This is a genomic window from Actinacidiphila rubida (assembly GCF_900110255.1).
Classification (GTDB): Bacteria; Actinomycetota; Actinomycetes; order Streptomycetales; family Streptomycetaceae; genus Actinacidiphila; species Actinacidiphila rubida.
In genome coordinates this window covers 69554-87220 of the sequence record NZ_FODD01000021.1, presented here as the reverse complement: position 1 = coordinate 87220, position 17667 = coordinate 69554, and the positions used below count along the sequence as shown (strand labels likewise).

Below are 17667 nucleotides of genomic sequence, written 5' to 3'. Positions count from 1 at the left end.
GTGCGGGCCTCATGAGCGGCACCTCGCTTCGGTGATCGCGATGCCGGTGGGGGCCTTGCTGCCGTCGAAGGTGCTGACGCCGGAGACGGTCGCCTGGCAGAGGTAGAGGTTGAGCCAGGAGCCGTAGCTGGCGGTGCGCCCGATGGCCTGGAACTTCTGCGGTGTGGTCTTCAGGAAGTCCTCCAGCTGCGGGCTGTTGTCGGCGAGGTTCGTGGACAGCCGGCCGAGCTGGGCGATGGAGTCCTTCAGCGGCCGGCGTCCGGCGTCGAGCAGCCCGGCGGTGCTGGTGGTCAGCCGGGAGATCGCGGTGATCGACTGGCCGATGGGCTCGCGGTCCTGGGCGAAACCGGAGACGAGCTGCTGGAGGGTGGCGACCAGGTCGTTGAACCCGGTCTCACGGGTGTTGACGGTGGTCAGCACCGAGTTGAGGTTGTCGATGACCTTCCCGATCACCTGGTCCTTGGCGGCGAGCGTGGTGGTCAGCGAGCCGACGCTGCTGACCAGCCCGTCGACGGTGCCGCCCTCGCCCTGCAGCACCTGGACGATCTCCCCGGCGAGCTGGTTGACGTCCTTGGGCGACAGGCCCTGGAAGAGCGGCTGGAAGCCGTTGAACAGCTGGGTGAGGTCGAGTGCGGGGGCGGTGCGCTGCAGCGGGATGGTGGCGCCGGGGTGCAGCACCCCGCCGACGGGTCCGGTGCCCTGCGTGAGGTCGATGTACCGCTGGCCGACCATGTTGAGGTACTTGATCGTCGCGTTGGTCGAGGCGGGCAGCGCACGGCTCCTCTGCACGGAGAAGTGCACCTGCGCGTAACGGCGGTCGACGACCTTGATGGAGTCGACCTGGCCGACCCTGACGCCGGCGATGCGGATGCTGTCGCCGGACGTGAGGCCGGTGGTGTCGGTGAACCGGGCGTTGTAGCCGACGGTGTCGCCGACGCTCGCGCCGGCGATGCTGATCGCCAGCACGGCGGTGGCGAGCCCGGTGACCAGGACGAAGATCAGCGACTTGACGATCGGCCCGGTGAGGGAGCGGCGCTTCACTGGACGGTCACCTCCGTCCCGCGGAAGACCGGCCCGGTCAGCAGGCTGCTCCAGTCCGGCAGGTCCTGCGGGGAGCTGTCCATGCCCGGCGCGAGGAGTTCGTTGACCAGTTCGTTCTCCTGCGGGGAGTTGGCCAGCGGGGTGGAGCCCTGGCCGGTGTACGGGACGGAGTAGCACTGCGGGCCGCCGCCGGCGTCGTACACCGGGGTGTCCTTGCCGGCGACGTACTTGCCGCGGGAGGGCACCGAGGTGAGGTCGACGTGCAGGCCGGGCTGCGAGGTGCCCTTGCCGAGGGCCTTGTCCATGACGGGCACGAAGTCGGCCAGGGTGCGCAGGGTGCACGGGAAGGAGGGCGCGTACCGGGCGAGCAGGGACAGGGTGCCGCGGCTGTCGGCGGACAGCCGGATCAGGTTGTCCTTGTTCTGCCGCAGGTAGGTGGTGAGGTCCTGCGCGGTCGCGGTGGCCGAGCCGTAGACGGTGCTCAGGTTGGCCCGTTCCTCGGCGATGGTGCCGCTGGTCCTGGTGAACTCGGTGAGCGCCTGCACCAGGTCGGGCGCCGCCGCGTCGTACACGTGGCTGACGGTCACCAGTTGCCTGATGTCGTCGTTGAGCGCGGGCAGTTGGGGGTTGAGCTTGGTCAGGTAGCGGTCGAGCTGGACGAGCGTGGTGCCGAGTTGGGTGCCGCGGCCGTCGAGCGCGGTGGCGACCGCGTCCAGGGTGGCGGCGAGCTTCTGCGGCTGCACGGCGGTCAGCAGCGGCATCACGTTGTCGAGCACCTGCTGGAGTTCGACGGCGTTGCTGGACCGGTCCTGGCCGATGGTGTCGCCGGCGGCGAGCGTGCGGCCGCCGGGGACGGAGCCGGCCGGCGGGACGAGCGCGACGAAGCGTTCGCCGAACAGGGTGGTGGGCAGCATCTGCGCGGTGACGCCGGCGGGGATGCGGTGCAGCGCCCCGGGCTTGAGGGCCAGCGTCAGCCGGGCGCCCTCGCCGTCGGCGTGGATCGACGACACGCGGCCGACGACGACACCCCGCATCTTCACGTCCGCGCCCTGGTGCATCTCGTTGCCCGTGCTGCCGGTGTCCACGGTGACGGTGGCCTCGTCGGTGAACGACTTGTCGTAGACGGCGACCGCGAGCCAGGCCAGCAGCGCGGGCACCAGCAGGAAGACGATGCCGGCGGTGCGCCGTCCGGCGGTGGTGGCGCGGCGGGGGCCGCGCGGCGGCGGCGGGGCCGCCGGCCGTGGTGGCGTGCTGGTCGTGGTGTCGGTCATCCCGCCACCCGCACCGTCGTCGTCGCGCCCCAGATCGCGAGGCTGAGGAAGAAGTCGGTGAGCGAGATGATCACGATGGCGTTGCGCACCGAGCGGCCCACCGCGATGCCCACCCCGGCCGGGCCGCCCTTGGCGGTGTAGCCGTAGTAGCAGTGCGCGAGGATCACCACGACGCTGAAGATCAGCACCTTCAGGGTGGACAGCAGCACGTCGGCCGGCGACAGGAACAGGTTGAAGTAGTGGTCGTAGGTGCCGGACGACTGGCCCTCGAACCACACCGTCACCAGCCGGGACGCGGCATAGCTGCTGAGCAGCCCGATCCCGTACAGCGGGACGATCGCGACCACGCCGGCGATGATCCGGGTGGAGACCAGGTAGGGCATGCTGCGCACGCCCATGCCCTCCAGCGCGTCGACCTCCTCGTTGATCCGCATCGCGCCGAGCTGGGCGGTGAAGCCCGCGCCGACGGTGGCGGACAGGGCGAGGCCGGCGACGAGCGGCGCGATCTCGCGGGTGTTGAAGTACGCGGAGATGAAGCCGGTGAACGCGGAGGTGCCCAGCTCGTTCATCGCCGCGTACCCCTGGAGGCCGACGACGGTACCGGTGGCGAGCGTCATGCCGATCATCACGCCGACGGTGCCGCCGATGACGCCGAGGCCGCCGCTGCCGAACGCGACCTCGGCGAGCAGCCGTTGGACTTCCTTCAGGTAGCGGCGCAGGGTGCGCGGGATCCACAGCACGGCGGTGATGTGGAAGATGAAGTGGTCGCCGGTCTCGTCGAGCCAGCGCAGCCAGCGGGTGCCGCCGGATCTCCCGGGCGGCGGCGGTGGCGGTTCGGACCGCGGCGGCTCCTTGTCCAGCAGGGCCATCGCTCAGGCTCCCTTCTGCGGGACGAGCTGCAGGTAGATCGCGGTCAGCACGACGTTCACGAAGAACAGCAGCAGGAACGTGATGACGACGGACTGGTTGACGGCGTCGCCGACGCCCTTGGGGCCGCCCTTGGGGTGCAGCCCGCGGTAGGCGGCGACGATGCCGGCGATGAAGCCGAAGATCAGCGCCTTGATCTCGCTGATGTACAGGTCGGGCAGCTGGGCGAGCGCGGAGAAGCTCGACAGGTACGCGCCGGGCGTGCCGTGCTGCATCACCACGTTGAAGAAGTAGCCGCCACCGGTGCCGACGACGGACACCAGGCCGTTGAGGAACACCGCGACGAGCATGGTGGCCAGCACCCGCGGCACGATCAGCCGCTGCACCGGCGAGACGCCCATCACCTCCATCGCGTCGAGTTCCTCGCGGATCTTCCGCGACCCGAGGTCGGCGCAGATGGCGCTGCCGCCGGCGCCCGCGATGAGCAGCGCCACGATCAGCGGGCTCGCCTGCTGGATGACGGCCAGCACGCTGGCGCCGCCGGTGAACGACTGGGCGCCGAGCTGCTGCGTCAGCGAGCCGACCTGCAGGGCGATGACGGCGCCGAACGGGATCGACACCAGGGCCGCGGGCAGGATCGTCACGCTCGCCACGAACCAGAACTGCTCGATGAGTTCGCGCACCTGGAAGGGCCGCCGGAAGGTGTCGCGGACGGTGGTGGCGGCGAGCGTCAGCAGCTGTCCGGTCTCGCGCAGCGCCCCGCTGCCGGGGAAGGCCCGGCGCGGCGCGCGGACCGCGGGCGCCGGGCGGACGGGTGCGGTCATGCGGGTTCCCCCTGCGGGGCGAACCCGGTCTTGATCGCCTCGCGGGCGGACTTCGGCAGCGAGTCCCACATCGACAGCACCCGCGCCTTGCGCCGCTGCACGGCCTGCCGCGGCGGCAGCCCGGGGCTGGGCTCCAGCTGCGGGACGATCCGGGGAGGCTGGCCGGAGCCGATGCCGTCGCCGTTCAGCTGCTCCAGCGCGATGGTCGCCTCGTCCTTCTCCTCCGACATGCCGATGGGCCCGGCCCGGCGGCCGCTGAGGAACTGCCGGACGACCGGCTCGTCACTGGTCAGCAACAGCTCCCGGGGCCCGAACGCCACGAGTTCGCGGCGGAAGAGCATGCCCATGTTGTCGGGCACGGTGGAAGCGATGTCGAGGTTGTGGGTGACGATCAGCATCGTCGCGTCGATCTGCGCGTTGAGGTCGATCAGCAGCTGCGAGATGTAGGAGGTGCGGACCGGGTCGAGACCGGAGTCGGGCTCGTCGCAGAGGATGATCTGCGGGTCGAGCACCAGGGCCCGGGCCAGGCCGGCGCGCTTGCGCATGCCGCCGGATATCTCGCCGGGGAGCTTCCCCTCGGCGCCGAGCAGGCCGACCATGTCGATCCGCTCCATGACGATCCGGCGGATCTCCGCCTCCTTCTTGCGGGTGTGCTCGCGCAAGGGGAAGGCGATGTTGTCGAACAGGTTCATCGAGCCGAACAGCGCGCCGTCCTGGAACATCAGGCCGAACATCTTGCGGGCCTCGTAGACGTCCCGCTCGGGGCTGTTGACCATGTCGACGCCGCCGACGAGCACGCGGCCGCGCTCGGGCTTGAGCAGCCCGATGATCGACTTCAGGAACACCGTCTTGCCCGTTCCCGAGGGCCCCAGCATCACGCTGACCTCGCCGGGCGGCAGAGTGAGCGTCACATCCTGCCAGACGGTCTGCTTGCCAAAGGACTTCGTCAGACCTTCGACGATCACTTCGATTCCCATTGCACCTCCCGGAGGGTGACGGTGGATGGCGGACGGGTCAGCTCTTCTTGCGCTGCGGAAGCGGCGGGAGCTGGATCTCGGGCTGGCACGAGCCCTCGGGGTTGCTGACGGGGTCGCAGAGCATGCCCTGCGACAGGTTGAGGGAGTTGCCGGGTCCGGAGAGCGCGGACGTGAAGAGGGCGTCGAGGTTCTCGCCGTGGGCGGTGCAGCCGGTGAACGGCGGGATGACGAGGTTGTCGTCCCGCAGCGGGCCGCCGTTGAAGAGGTAGTAGTCGGGCTTGCCGTCGCCGCCGGGGATGTAGTCGTCGTTGCGGCCGTTGAGGACCACGTCGAGGGGGGTGGCGGTGTGGCAGTTCGGCCCGACGTCCAGCGGGGTCCCGTTGATCCGCACGTTGTGGATGCGGATGTCCTGGTAGCCGCCGATGGTCGTGACGACCGGCTCGTCGAAGAACGCGTCGCCGGTCTGCACGATGGTGAAGACCCCGCGGGGGATGAACTCCACGTCGGCCGTGGTGGGCATGAAGCCGTAGGTGAGGAAGGTCGAGTGGGAGGGCGGCAGCGTCAGGTCCATCACCGAGTCGACCTCGATGTACTGCTTGGCGTAGTCCAGGACCAGGCGCCGCCGGCCGTTCGCCTCCGCCATGACGGGCTTGGCGCGCGGATCGTTGATGATCATCGCGCCGTTGAGCTTGTTGACGTTGGAGAAGCCGACCGCGAAGCCGCACAGCGGCCCGTCCGGCAGCTCCGGCTGGCCGGGCATCGGGAGGATGACGGCGGTGTCGGACGTGTAGGGGGGCAGCCGCTTGGGGTCGAGCTTGCCCGTGGGGAGCTTGCCGCAGGTGCTGACCCCGGAGTGCGGTGGCGCGTCCAGCGGGACGATGGTGCCGGACTTCCGGCCCGGGGTGGCGGAGGCGCCGGGTGTTCCGGCGGCCGGGCCGGCCGCGGACGGGCCCCGGCCGGCGGGCCGGCCCCCGCGACCGGCGGCACCGGTGCCGGTGCCCGAGCTGCCGGGACCGCTCGGCAGGCCGGGTGTGCCCGGCACGTGGACGGTCGCCAGCGTGGCGTCCTGGCCCGGCTTGGGGGTGCAGGTGCCGGTCACGTCGGTCGTTCCGGCGGCGGCCGTACCGGCTGCTGTGGGGTCCGGCGCCGTGCCGTCCGCGGTGGTGGCGTCCGCCGCGGTGGCGTCCGCCGACGAGGGTCCCGGGTCCGGCGTGGACGGCGTGGTGGCGGCCGCCTGCCGCGGGTGCAGGGTGAGCGCCAGCTCCCCCACGGAGAAGGCGACATCGCCCGCGGCGCTGACGGTGACGCCGGGCACCTTGCCGGTGAGGGCCACGATCAGGTCGTCGGTGCCGGCCACCGGGGTGTCGGGCGCCTTGAGCCCGGACCAGTCCGAGTCGGCCGCCGACGTCCCCTGGGTGACGTGCGTCTTGAGGTCGCCGTCCGCGGTGACCGAGGAGGTGCCGGCCGGCAGCATCGCGGTGGCGCCGGCCCGCGGAATGGCGACGCTCATCGTCAGGTCACCGGGCACGATCGGCTTTCCCACGGTCGCGGCCGGCGGGAATTGCTGGGTGAATGCCACGGTCACGTCCTGCGCGCCTGAGGCGAATTGGCACGCGTAGGAGAGCGAGAGCTCCCCCTGCCCCCCGCTCGCCGCCGAGTGGGACCCCGGCAGTACCCCCGCCACCAGCGCGGCCGTCCCCACGGCCGCGAGCCGCACCGATCGACGCGATCTCACGCCACCCCTCATCATCGAACTCCTCAAGGCAGGCTCGGCGCCAGGACATTACGTGCGGGTAATAAGCTCAGACAAGTGATCGAACACGGCGAGATTCACCGGGTTCGCGGAGGCGGGAATTCTTGTCACCGGATGACAAGGGGAAAGCGGAATTTTGTCGTCCAGTGAGCAGGGGGGGCCTCACGGCGACGTGACGGTTGTCCTCGGGTTGAGCGTGAAGGACCCGCCGAACGTCCAGGGGTCCCCGTCGTTGACGAGCCCGAGGAACTCCCCGGCGGCGTTGTGGACATGGAGGTTGCCGCCGGTGACGGTGAACACGCCGGAGCCGTTGACGTAGCTGACCGTCAGCACACCCGTGCCCGAGCCCGCACCGCCGGGCCCGTCGAAATCGGCCGTGCCCCCGGCCGCTCCCACCCAGTGCATCGAGGCGCCCGTGAGGGTGCCGGTGGCCGTGCCCGTCACCGGGTCGTAGCCGCCGGTGTCCAGCCGCCAGGGCAGCCGCAGGGCGGTGAGCGTCACGGGGATACCGAGCGGCCCGGTGCAGGTGCGCGCGGTCCACGAACTGAACGTCGCGATCCCGGTACCCGTCTGCCCGGCCCCCGGTGCGAAGGCCCCTCCGGCGGACCCGCTGCCGCAGCGCCACTGCGCGCCCGTCGCGGTGTCCCCCACGATCGCGCTCGCCGACGGTCCGGTGAACACGCCGCCGGGGGCGACGGTCCACGTGCTCGCGGCCGTCGCCGGGGAGCCGGCGGAGAGGGTCGCGGCGACGGCCGCGGTGGCGGCGGCGAGCACGGCGGCGGCCTTGCCGAAGTAGGTCATGGTGGGCCTCCGTCAGGCCGGGACGATCGACTGCGGCGGCTCGACGTCGAACGTGCCGCCGAAGGCGATGGCGTCGCCGCTGGCGATCAGGCCCAGGCACGAGGCGTTCCAGACGTGCGTGGCCCCGGTGCCGCCGATCGTGAGGCTGTGGGTGGTGTTGCGGTACGAGAACGGAACGGTCGCGAGCCCGCCCGGCGTGGAGCCGCCGATGTCGAAGGTGCAGGCCGACCCGGCCACGTGCGCGCCCACGCTGCCGAGCGTGCCGACGACCGTGCTGGTACTGGAGATCCAGGTCGTCGGGGTCATCGACCAGGAGAACCCGGTGAAGGCGACCGTGACCGGCAGGGGGCCCACCTTGCACGCGACCGCGCCGAAACCGTTGACGTTCCCGATGACCGGGCCGGGGACCTGCCCCTGGCCCAGCTGACCGGTCAGCTTGAGCGACGTGCACACCAACTGGGTTCCGGTGGAGCCGTCGGTCGCCGCCCAGGGGGCGGACGTCGCGCTGAAGTTCCCGCCGGGGGTGATGTACCAGCCGGCAGCCGCCGCCGGCCCGGCGCCGGCGATCGCGGCGGAGGTCGCCGCGACGCAGGCCGTCGCCACCGCCGCCACACGGCGGATCGTTCCGTGCATGTCCTGATCCCTTCCTTCCTGGCGCAGGGACCCCGGCTCCGGGTCACGGAGCCGGGGTCCCTGCCGATGCGGGGAGCCGCGTGGAGCCTCGCTCAGCGCGGGGTCACGGCGAGGTGATGTTCAGGGTGGCGGGCGAGAGGCTGTAGTCGCCCTTGTACCCGGTCGCGTCACCGGAGTTGATCAGGCCGAGGCACAGGCCGGACACGCTCCAGGCGTGCAGGTTGCCGGTGCCCAGGAGGCTGAGCACGTGGGTGGTGTTGTTGTACTTGACGTCCAGCGTCGCGGTGCTGCCGCTCGTGGCGCCGCCGAAGTCGGCGGTGCAGCCCGTGCCGCTGATGTGCGCCTTGACGCCGGTGAGCGTGCCGGTGGTGACCGGAGCCGCGTAGCTGACGGCGTTCAGCGCCCACGGCAGGCCCTGCGCGGTGACGGTGAACGTGATGTTCAGCGGGCCCGTGCAGTTGGTCCAGGTGACACTGGTGATGGAACCGATGCCGGCGCCCGGCAGGTTGGTGCCGTTGGTCGCGGAGCCCTTGGCCGTGGAGCTGGTGCACTTCAGCTGGGTGCCGGTGTTGCTGTCGGTCAGGACCGAGTTGGTGGAGGTACCGGTGAAGGTGCCGCCACCGGACACGGTCCACGTGGGGGCCGCGTTCGCCGGCGCCGCGGCGAGGACGAGCGCGGCCGCGATCGCGGAGCCGGTGACGAGTCCGCTCTTGCTGAGGGTGGAGAGCTTGCGCACGGGCTGATCCTTCCTGGGAGTTGACGTGCTCGATAAACCCAATCCCCGCTGTTCAGACGGGAATTCGGTTGCGACTCACTACCTGGAACGCGGGTACCGATTCCGGTCGGTTGCCCTTGCGGAGCTGGACGTTACGCACCGGTAACCCAGGGGCGCAATAATCCGCACGAAGATTCTGTGACGGACCTTACTGCCGGGTAATTCTTTGTCACCGCGGCAACAGTCACCGGGGCTTTTTTGTAAGAAGGTGAGCAACATCCGGCGCCTGGGCGGTCCGCGCCACCCGCCGGGGGCCCGCACGGTACGGTCTCCGGCACTCCAGGGCCACCGATCGTGGCCCCCGGTGGCGGTCACGGCGCCGCCGGGCGCCGGTCGGGCCACGTCCCGCGCCCCACCGCTCCGTGGCCGATCAGATGCCTCCGACAACGTTTCCGTGTCCGGGGTGCTGCGCTCCGTGCTCGCGTGGTCTATGTTGCAGCAAGGTCACCGGCTATATGCCGCGTCCGGGAAGGGGGGAGGGGATGACCGTAATGCGGCAGACCCCGGAACAAGCGGAACCAATGGGTCCGATTCCTCGGGAGTTCGCCGCTGTCATGCGACCCGAACTGCCCAGTCTATTAAAAGAGATGGCTGCTGAAATCGTGGCGGCGATCCCCGAATACGGGCATCTGCTCGGCGGCCCGAACGGGCGCGTGATCAAATTCGGGATCGAGCAGAGCATCGCCACATTCGTCGACCGGGTGGCCGCTCCGACCGCCACCACCGCGCTGCGCGACGACCTGTGCCGCCAGTTCGGGCGCTTCGAGGCGTACGAGGGCAGGAGCCTGGACTCGCTCCAGGCCGCGTACCGGATCGGCTGCCAGGTGGCGCTGCGCCGGGTGCGCACCGTCGGCCGGCGCTACAACCTCTCCGCGTCGTTCATGCTCACCTTCGCCGACGCGCTCTTCGCGTACATGGGCGACCTGGCCGAACTCTCCCGCGAGGGCTACGAACAGGCACTCGCCGAACTCGGCGAGGAGCCGGACAACCGGCGGCGGCGATTACTCCGCAGGATCCTGGGCGGCGCCGCGGTGGCCCGCAGCGCGCTCGCCGAACTCGCCGAGCACTCCGCCTGGCCGCTGCCGGAGGAGGTGACGCTCGTGGCACTGGCGCCCGACGCCCACCCCTCGCGGGTGCTGCTCGAGCGGGACGTGCTCGCGGATCTCGCCGACCCCGAGCCGCACCTGCTCGTCCCCGGGCCGTTCACCGAGGACCGGCGGGCCGCGCTCGCCACCGCGCTCACCGGGTGCCGGGCCGCGGTCGGCCTGACCGTGCCGCTCGGCGAGGCCGCCGACTCGCTGCGCTGGGCGCGGCACACCCTCGCGCTCGCCGAGTCCGGCGTGATCGAGGACCGCGGGGTCGCGATGAGCGAGGACCACCTGCTGCCGCTGTGGCTGCTGGGCGATCCGGCGCTGGTGGACCAGATCACCCGCAAGTACCTCGGTCCGCTCGTCGGGTTGACCCCCACCCAGCGGGCCCGGCTGATCGACACCCTGCGGATCTGGCTGACCACCCGCGGCACCGCGGCGCAGGTCGCCGACCTGCTCGGGGTGCACCCGCAGACGGTCCGCTACCGGCTGCGCATCCTGGACCGCGCGTTCGGTGAGCGGCTCAACGACCCCGACGACCGGTTCGCCACCGAGATCGCGTTGCGCGCACTGCACCTGCGCGAGCACGGCGAGGACGCCGGCCCCGAGCGCCCGACGGCGGGCACCCCCGGCCGCCGCGGCGCCGGCCGGATGTGACGGGCGCGCTCCCGGACCGCCCCTCCCCCGCACCGCCGCCTCTTCCCGTTCCGGCCGCCTGACGCCTGGCCGCGACGACGTCCCGCGCCCCTGCCGTGCCGTGCGGTGCCGTGCGCTGCCGTGCCGCGACGCCCTTCCGCGCCGTCGCGCGGCGCCTTCACCGTTTGCGCCGCACCCCCGCCCGCCGCCCCGCACCCCCCATCCCGGCACGCAAGCCGGGCCTCTCACGCACCACACGAACCGGCAATTAGCCGATGGCATCCCGCAAATTCACGATGGTTTGCAGAGATCCCGCAAATTGGGCGCAAGAATCTTGCGGTAGCTGTACTAGAATCGACGCCATGACACGACGACTTGCCGAGGTGGCAAAGAAGGTCGGGGTGAGCGAGGCCACCGTCAGCCGGGTGCTGAACGGGAAGCCGGGCGTCTCCGACGCCACCCGCGCCGCGGTCCTCACCGCCCTTGACGTGCTCGGCTACGAACGGCCCACCCAGCTGCGCGGCGAGCGCGCCCGGCTGGTCGGCATGGTGATGCCCGAGCTGCAGAACCCGATCTTCCCGGCCTTCGCGGAGGTCGTCGGCGGCGCACTGGCCCAGCAGGGCTTCACGCCGGTGCTCTGCACCCAGACCGCCGGCGGCGTCTCCGAGGCCGACTACGTCGAACTGCTGCTGCAGCAGCACGTGTCGGGCGTGGTCTTCTTCGGCGGCCTGTACGCGCAGGCCGAGTCGCCCCACGACCACTACGCGCGGCTGGCGGAGCGCAACCTGCCGACCGTGCTGATGAACGCGGCGATCGACCACCTGGACTTCCCGCGGGTGTCGTGCGACGACGCGGTGGCGGTCGAGCAGGCGATGAACCACCTGATGTCGCTGGGCCATCAGCGGATCGCGCTGGTCCTGGGCCCGCCGGACCACGTGCCCTCGCGCCGCAAGCTGGCCGCGGCCCGCCGGGTGGACCCCTCGGTGACCGTCGAGCACGCGCTGTTCACCCTGGAGGGCGGTCAGGCGGCGGCGAGCCGGCTGCTGTCCAAGGGCATCACGGCCTTCATCTGCGCCTCCGACCTGCTCGCCCTGGGCACCATCAGGGCCGCGCGGCGCCGCCGGCTGTCGGTGCCGGAGGACGTGTCGGTGATCGGATACGACGACTCGTCGCTGATGAACTGCACCGAACCACCGCTCACCACCGTCCGCCAGCCCATCGAGGCGATGGGCCGGGCCGCCGTGGACCTGCTGGCCGGCGAGATCAGCGGCGCCAAGGTGGACCACGACGAGCTGTTCTTCGAGCCCGAGTTGGTGGTCCGCGGCTCCACCGGGCCGGCACCGCACGCGGCCCGGATCCCGCACCCGGAGGCCCGCACGAACGTCTAGCCGCACACCTCGGCAGCCGTCGTACGGCAGCGGCGCCGGGTCCGGGACACGTTCCCGGGCCCGGCGCCGTCGCGTTCCCCGTCACCGCCGTGCAGGTTGCGTGCAGGTCCGCACGGTAGGCGGCCTGCACGGCAGTCCCCGTTCCACGTCGTAACCGAGTCGTGTCTTTGCGAAATTCGCGCGACATCTTGCGGACATCTATCGCGTTCAGTACGTTGAGCCAACCCGGGAACGGCGGCGCACACCGACGCCGGACATCATGTGCATCACATGCCGCGGGGGTCCCAGATCGCAGTCCAACGACGCGCAGTGGTTCAGGGGAAGGGTTGAGACATGAGCAGAATCGGCTACCGCAGACTTGTGGCAGTCGCCCTGGTCGCGGGGATCGGTTTGACCGGTGCCGCGTGCTCCGACAACAAGAAGGACGACACGGGGAACAAGGCGGCCACCTCGGCCGGCTCTGACGCCGGAACCCCCTTGGACCCGAAGACCAAGGTCACCATCTCCGTCGACTGCGAGCCGCCGACCACGAAGGCGGCCGAGCGCAAGCAGTGGCTGGACGACGTCGCCGAGTTCAACAAGCAGTACCCGAACGTCACGGTCAAGAGCAAGGACGCGTTCCCTTGCGAGGACCCGGCCAAGTTCACCGCCATGCTCCAGGCCGGCAGTGAGACGGACTCGTTCTACACGTACATGACGGACCTGCAGCAGGTGCTCGACGCCGGCCAGGCGGCGGACATCAGCGCGTACGTCAACGACAAGACCGTGCCGAACCTCAACGACATCGACCCCGGCGTCCTCAACGTCCTCAAGGACGGCGGCAAGCTGTACGGGCTGCCCACCTCGAACTACCAGATGGGCCTGATCTACAACCGGAAGATCTTCCAGGAGGCGGGCCTCGACCCCAACACCCCGCCGACCACCTGGGACCAGGTCCGCCAGGATGCCAAGACGATCCAGGACAAGCTGGGCAGCAAGGGCATCAACGGCTACATGGACAACAGCGCCGGAAACCAGGGCGGCTGGCACCTGGTGTCGGAGATGTACGGCGTGGGCAGCAAGGCGGTCGACGACAGCGGCCAGAAGGCCGCGTTCAACAACGACCAGACCAAGGGCGTGCTGCAGACGCTGCACGACATGCGCTGGACCGACAAGTCCATGCCCGCCACGCCGGGTCTGCAGTGGGGCGACGTCCAGAAGGCCATGGGCACCGGCAAGATCGGCATGTACGTCGGCGCGCCCGACGACGTTCCGCTGGTCGTCCAGCAGTACAAGGCCAAGTTCGAGGACATCGGCATGGCGCCGATCCCCGGCGGCAAGACCGCGCTGTTCGGCGGCGCCGACTACATGTTCAAGAAGTCGGCCACGCCCGACCAGATCAAGGCCGGCATCGCCTGGATCAACTTCAAGTTCCTGACCCTGGAGAAGGGCCAGTTCAACTACCCGCGCAACAAGGCGGACGGCCTGCCCGTCGGTCTGCCGCAGCCGTTCTTCTTCACCGGTGCCTCCAAGGCCAAGGACACCGAGACGAAGACCGCCAGTGCCACCGTGCCGGTCGACAACTTCAAGACCTACGTCGACGCGCAGGTGCCGGTGCTCCCCGAGCCGCCGAACGCGCAGAAGATCTACACCGTGCTCGACACCGTGATGTCCGGTGTGCTGACCAACCAGAACGCCGACGTCTCCAAGCTGCTCTCCACCGCTGAGACGCAGGTCAACTCGCTGCTGGCGGCCAGCCAGTAACAGCACAGCCCCGCGGGGGCCGGTCACCCGACCGGCCCCCGCGGGGTCGGCACCTGACCTCCGCACCACCTCCCCGATCGAGGAGCACCCATGGCGGCGACGACCGTCCCCGAGAACACGACCAGCCACGCCGGGCGGCCGCCGCGCGCCGCCGGCGGTGCGGTCCGCACCGGACGCGGCCGCAAGGTGCGGCACAACCTCCAGGCGCACGGTTTCCTCATCGGAGCGGTGCTCTGCTTCCTGACGTTCTCGTGGTACCCGATGGTCCGCGAGTTCATCATGAGCTTCCAGGAGAAAAGGCGCGGCGTCACCTCATGGGTGGGCTTCAGGAACATCGACCGCGTCTACCACGACCCGTATTTCTGGACGGCGTGGAAGAACACCGCGGAGTTCACCCTCTACGCCCTGGTGATCGGTTTCGTCGTGCCGTTCGCGGTGGCCATCATCCTCAACGAACTGCGCCACGCACAGGCGTACCTGAGGATTCTCGTCTACCTGCCGGTGATGCTCCCGCCGGTGGCCGGCGTGCTGCTCTTCAAGTACTTCTACAACCCGGACTACGGGCTCTTCAACCACGTGCTGAAGACCCTGCACCTGCCGACCTCGCAATGGCTCGACTCGTCCCACACGGCGATGATCTCGGTGGTCGTCGCGGCCACCTGGATGAGCATGGGCAGCGCCACGCTGATCTATCTGGCGGCACTGCAGAACATCCCCGGTGAGCTGTACGAGGCCGCCGACCTGGACGGCGCCGGCCTGTGGAGCAAGATCTGGCACGTCACGATCCCGCAGACCCGGCTGGTGCTGTCGATGATGCTGCTGCTGCAGATCGTGGCGACCATGCAGGAATTCACCAACGTCTATCTGCTCACCGGCGGAAACGGCCCGGAGAACTCCACCATGACCGTGGTCTACATGGTCTACCAGTACGCGTTCAGCTACAACAACTTCGGAAGCGCCGCGGCGCTGGGCCTCTTCCTGCTGCTGGTCCTGGGCGCGTTCTCCGGCGTGTACGCGCGCCTGAGCCGGAACGCCGACTGAGAAAGGCAGGGGAAACAGATCATGGCAGCGTCCTTCACTCCGCAGAACCGGACCCTGATATCCCCGGCCTCGCTCAACCGGCCCAAGGGAAGACTGATCTACCGGATCGTGCTGACCGCGGTGATCGTGGTGTTCACCGTGGTCTTCCTCGGCCCGCTCTACTGGATGGTCACCGGCGGATTCAAGTCCGCGTCCGAAGTGGTGGCGAATCCGCCCACGTACTTCCCGCACCACCCCAAGCCGGGCAACTACCACACGGCGTGGAGCGAGTTGAAGATCGCCCGGCTGCTGTTCAACACGCTGTACTACGCGTTCGGCGCGCTCGCCTTCCAGCTCGTCTTCGACGTGGCCGCCGCCTACGCGATCTCCAAGCTGCGCCCGGTGCTGGGCAAGCTGATCCTCGGCGCGATGCTGGCCACCCTGATGATCCCGGCGACCGTGCTGATCGTCCCGCAGTACATGACGGTGCTGGACCTGCCGGTGCTGCACGTCAACCTGATCGGCACCCCGTGGGCGATCTGGCTGCCCACCGTCGCCAACGGCTTCAACATCTTCCTGCTCAAGCGGTTCTTCGACTCGATCCCCGAGGACCTGATGCACGCGGCCGCGATCGACGGGGCCAGCCCGCTGCGCACCCTGTGGTCGATCGTGCTGCCGATGTCGCGGCCGATCCTCGGCGTGGTGTCGATCTTCGCCGTGGTGAACGTCTGGAAGGACTTCCTCTGGCCGATGCTGGTCGAGCCCGACCCGCAGAAGCAGCCCATCAACATCGGCATCCGCTCCCTGTCGCAGGGCGTACCGGAGAACGTGCTCATCGCCGCGCTCGCCATCTCCGCGGTGCCGACCCTGCTGATCTTCCTGCTCTTCCAGCGCAACATCATGTCCGGCCTGACCGCGGGCAGCCTCAAGGGCTGATCCCCGCCGGCGTCCCGGCCGGACCGGCACGCCTCCCGTCACGCACCACCCCACAGCACTCCGCCGCCGGCTCCTCACAGCCGTATCCATTCGGCATCCCCCATCCACTTCGGAGCCGGCGGCGGGGTCCCACCTGCCCGAAAGGACGTTGACGTGGCAGACACCCCTCAGCCCGAGGCCGACGAGAACTGGTGGCGCGGCGCGGTCATCTACCAGGTCTACCCGCGGAGCTTCGCCGACAGCAACGGCGACGGGACCGGTGACCTCGCCGGGGTGCGGTCCCGCCTGCCGTACCTGTCCGCACTGGGCGTGGGCGCTCTGTGGTTCAGCCCCTGGTACCCGTCGCCGATGGCCGACGGCGGCTACGACGTCGCCGACTACCGGGACATCGACCCGGCGTTCGGCACCCTCGCCGAGGCCGAGAAGCTGATCTCCGAGGCGCTGGCCCTGGGCATCAGGACCATCATCGACATCGTGCCCAACCACGTCTCCGCGGTGCACCCGTGGTTCCGCGAGGCGTTGGCGGCCGGTCCCGGCAGCGCGGCCCGCGAGCGGTTCTGGTTCCGGCCCGGGCGCGGCGAGCACGGCGAACTGCCGCCCAACAACTGGCCGTCGCAGTTCGGCGGCCCGGCCTGGACCCGCACCACCAACCCGGACGGCACGCCGGGCGACTGGTTCCTCAACCTGTTCGACTCCGAGCAGCCGGACCTCAACTGGAACCACCCCGAGGTGCGCGCCGAGCACGAGGACATCCTGCGGTTCTGGTTCGACCGCGGCGCCGGCGGCGTGCGCATCGACTCCGCGGCGATGGTCGCCAAGGACCCGGCGCTGCCGGACCTGCCGGACCCGTCCGCGGGCGCCGACGCAGTCCTGGCCGACCACCCCTACGTCGACCGGGACGACCTGCACGGCATCTACCGGAACTGGCGGCGGATCGCCGACTCCTACGACGGCGCGCGCATCCTGGTCGGCGAGGTGTGGCTGCCCGACGCCGAGCGGTTCGCCCGCTACCTGCGGCCGGACGAGATGCACACCGCGTTCAACTTCGACTTCCTGGCATGCCCCTGGGAACCGGCCCGGCTGCGCACCTCGATCGACACCACGCTGGCCGCGCACGCGCCGGTGAGCGCGCCCGCCACCTGGGTGCTGTGCAACCACGACGTGACCCGCACGGTGACGCGCTACGGCCGCGCCGACACCGGGTTCGACTTCGCCACCAAGGCGTTCGGGGTCCCCACCGACCTGGCGCTCGGCACCCGCAGGGCGCGGGCCGCCGCGCTCCTCACGCTGGCCCTGCCCGGGTCCCTCTACCTGTACCAGGGCGAGGAACTGGGTCTGCCCGAGGTCGAGGACATCCCGCGGGACCAGCTCCAGGACCCGATGTACCTGCGCTCGGGCGGCACCGACCCGGGCCGCGACGGCTGCCGCGTGCCGCTGCCCTGGGCGGGCACCGCCACCCCGTTCGGGTTCAGCCCCGAGGGTTCGGCCGCGCCGTGGCTCCCGCAGCCGGCGGACTGGTCCGCGCGCACCGCCGAACTGCAGGCCGCCGACCCGGACTCCATGCTGTCGCTCTACCGCGCGGCGCTGGGCGCCCGCGCGGCCGAACCCGCCCTCGGCGACGGGCCGATGGACTGGCTCGACAGCTCCCCCGAGGTGCTGGCGTTCCGCCGCGGCGGCGACTTCCTGTGCGTGGTGAACCTGGCCGGCAGCCCGGCGGACCTGCCGGCGCACAGCGCCGTCCTGCTCGCCTCCGGGGACCTCACCGACGACGGCCGCCTGCCGTCGGACACGGCGGTCTGGCTCAGGGCCTGAGCGGTTCTCCCGGTCCGGTCCAGCGGCTCGCAGCGGGTTCCGGCAACGTTGCCGGAACCACGCGCGGCGGGGGCCGAAGCCCGTCGGACGGCGCCCGCCCGG

15 protein-coding genes are annotated in these 17667 nt (G+C 70.4%); 6 read left to right on the top strand and 9 right to left on the bottom strand.

The genetic code is table 11. The annotated features are described in order from the left end of the window. Positions 1 to 9: 9 nt before the first annotated feature. The 9 genes from BMW99_RS21505 to BMW99_RS21465 form a co-directional block, all read right to left on the bottom strand. A complete protein-coding gene (locus BMW99_RS21505) occupies positions 10 to 1041 on the bottom strand; it encodes an MCE family protein (protein WP_069464843.1) in 1032 nt (343 codons plus the stop codon). Further along, positions 1038 to 2312, bottom strand: coding sequence for an MCE family protein (locus BMW99_RS21500; protein ID WP_079138630.1), 1275 nt, complete (start codon positions 2310 to 2312; stop codon positions 1038 to 1040). The genes BMW99_RS21505 and BMW99_RS21500 overlap by 4 nt, the downstream gene beginning before the upstream one ends. Next, on the bottom strand, positions 2309 to 3181 hold the full coding sequence (locus tag BMW99_RS21495; RefSeq protein WP_079138631.1) for an MlaE family ABC transporter permease: 873 nt from the start codon (positions 3179 to 3181) through the stop codon (positions 2309 to 2311). The genes BMW99_RS21500 and BMW99_RS21495 overlap by 4 nt, the downstream gene beginning before the upstream one ends. A gap of 3 nt (positions 3182 to 3184) precedes the next feature. After that, a complete protein-coding gene (locus BMW99_RS21490; RefSeq protein ID WP_069464844.1) occupies positions 3185 to 4003 on the bottom strand; it encodes an MlaE family ABC transporter permease in 819 nt (272 codons plus the stop codon). Further along, a complete protein-coding gene (locus BMW99_RS21485) occupies positions 4000 to 4980 on the bottom strand; it encodes an ABC transporter ATP-binding protein (protein WP_069464845.1) in 981 nt (326 codons plus the stop codon). Before BMW99_RS21485 ends, BMW99_RS21490 begins: the two co-directional genes overlap by 4 nt. Before the next feature lie 37 nt (positions 4981 to 5017). Then, entirely contained in the window at positions 5018 to 6727 is a 1710-nt protein-coding gene (locus tag BMW99_RS21480; RefSeq protein WP_322900211.1) for a DUF6801 domain-containing protein, read from the bottom strand. 168 nt (positions 6728 to 6895) lie between these two features. Continuing rightward, positions 6896 to 7534, bottom strand: coding sequence for a hypothetical protein (locus BMW99_RS21475; protein ID WP_075017350.1), 639 nt, complete (start codon positions 7532 to 7534; stop codon positions 6896 to 6898). A gap of 12 nt (positions 7535 to 7546) precedes the next feature. After that, on the bottom strand, positions 7547 to 8167 hold the full coding sequence (locus BMW99_RS21470; protein WP_069465763.1) for a hypothetical protein: 621 nt from the start codon (positions 8165 to 8167) through the stop codon (positions 7547 to 7549). A 103-nt stretch (positions 8168 to 8270) separates the two neighbouring features. After that, positions 8271 to 8903, bottom strand: coding sequence for a hypothetical protein (locus BMW99_RS21465; RefSeq protein WP_069465764.1), 633 nt, complete (start codon positions 8901 to 8903; stop codon positions 8271 to 8273). Positions 8904 to 9424: 521 nt separating this feature from the next. Between BMW99_RS21465 and BMW99_RS21460 the strand changes: the two genes are divergently transcribed. The 6 genes from BMW99_RS21460 (at position 9425) to BMW99_RS21435 (ending at position 17565) form a co-directional block, all read left to right on the top strand. Beyond that, complete coding sequence (locus BMW99_RS21460; RefSeq protein ID WP_075017349.1) at positions 9425 to 10687, top strand: helix-turn-helix domain-containing protein; 1263 nt, start codon at positions 9425 to 9427, stop codon at positions 10685 to 10687. A gap of 341 nt (positions 10688 to 11028) precedes the next feature. After that, complete coding sequence (locus tag BMW99_RS21455) at positions 11029 to 12054, top strand: LacI family DNA-binding transcriptional regulator (RefSeq protein ID WP_075017348.1); 1026 nt, start codon at positions 11029 to 11031, stop codon at positions 12052 to 12054. 333 nt (positions 12055 to 12387) lie between these two features. Next, complete coding sequence (locus tag BMW99_RS21450) at positions 12388 to 13797, top strand: ABC transporter substrate-binding protein (RefSeq protein WP_069464103.1); 1410 nt, start codon at positions 12388 to 12390, stop codon at positions 13795 to 13797. A gap of 90 nt (positions 13798 to 13887) precedes the next feature. Next, complete coding sequence (locus BMW99_RS40145; protein WP_069464104.1) at positions 13888 to 14838, top strand: carbohydrate ABC transporter permease; 951 nt, start codon at positions 13888 to 13890, stop codon at positions 14836 to 14838. A gap of 21 nt (positions 14839 to 14859) precedes the next feature. Beyond that, entirely contained in the window at positions 14860 to 15753 is an 894-nt protein-coding gene (locus tag BMW99_RS40140) for a carbohydrate ABC transporter permease (RefSeq protein ID WP_069464105.1), read from the top strand. A gap of 153 nt (positions 15754 to 15906) precedes the next feature. Further along, positions 15907 to 17565, top strand: a complete 1659-nt coding sequence (locus tag BMW99_RS21435) for a glycoside hydrolase family 13 protein (protein ID WP_075017347.1) — start codon at positions 15907 to 15909, stop codon at positions 17563 to 17565. Positions 17566 to 17667 lie beyond the last annotated feature (102 nt).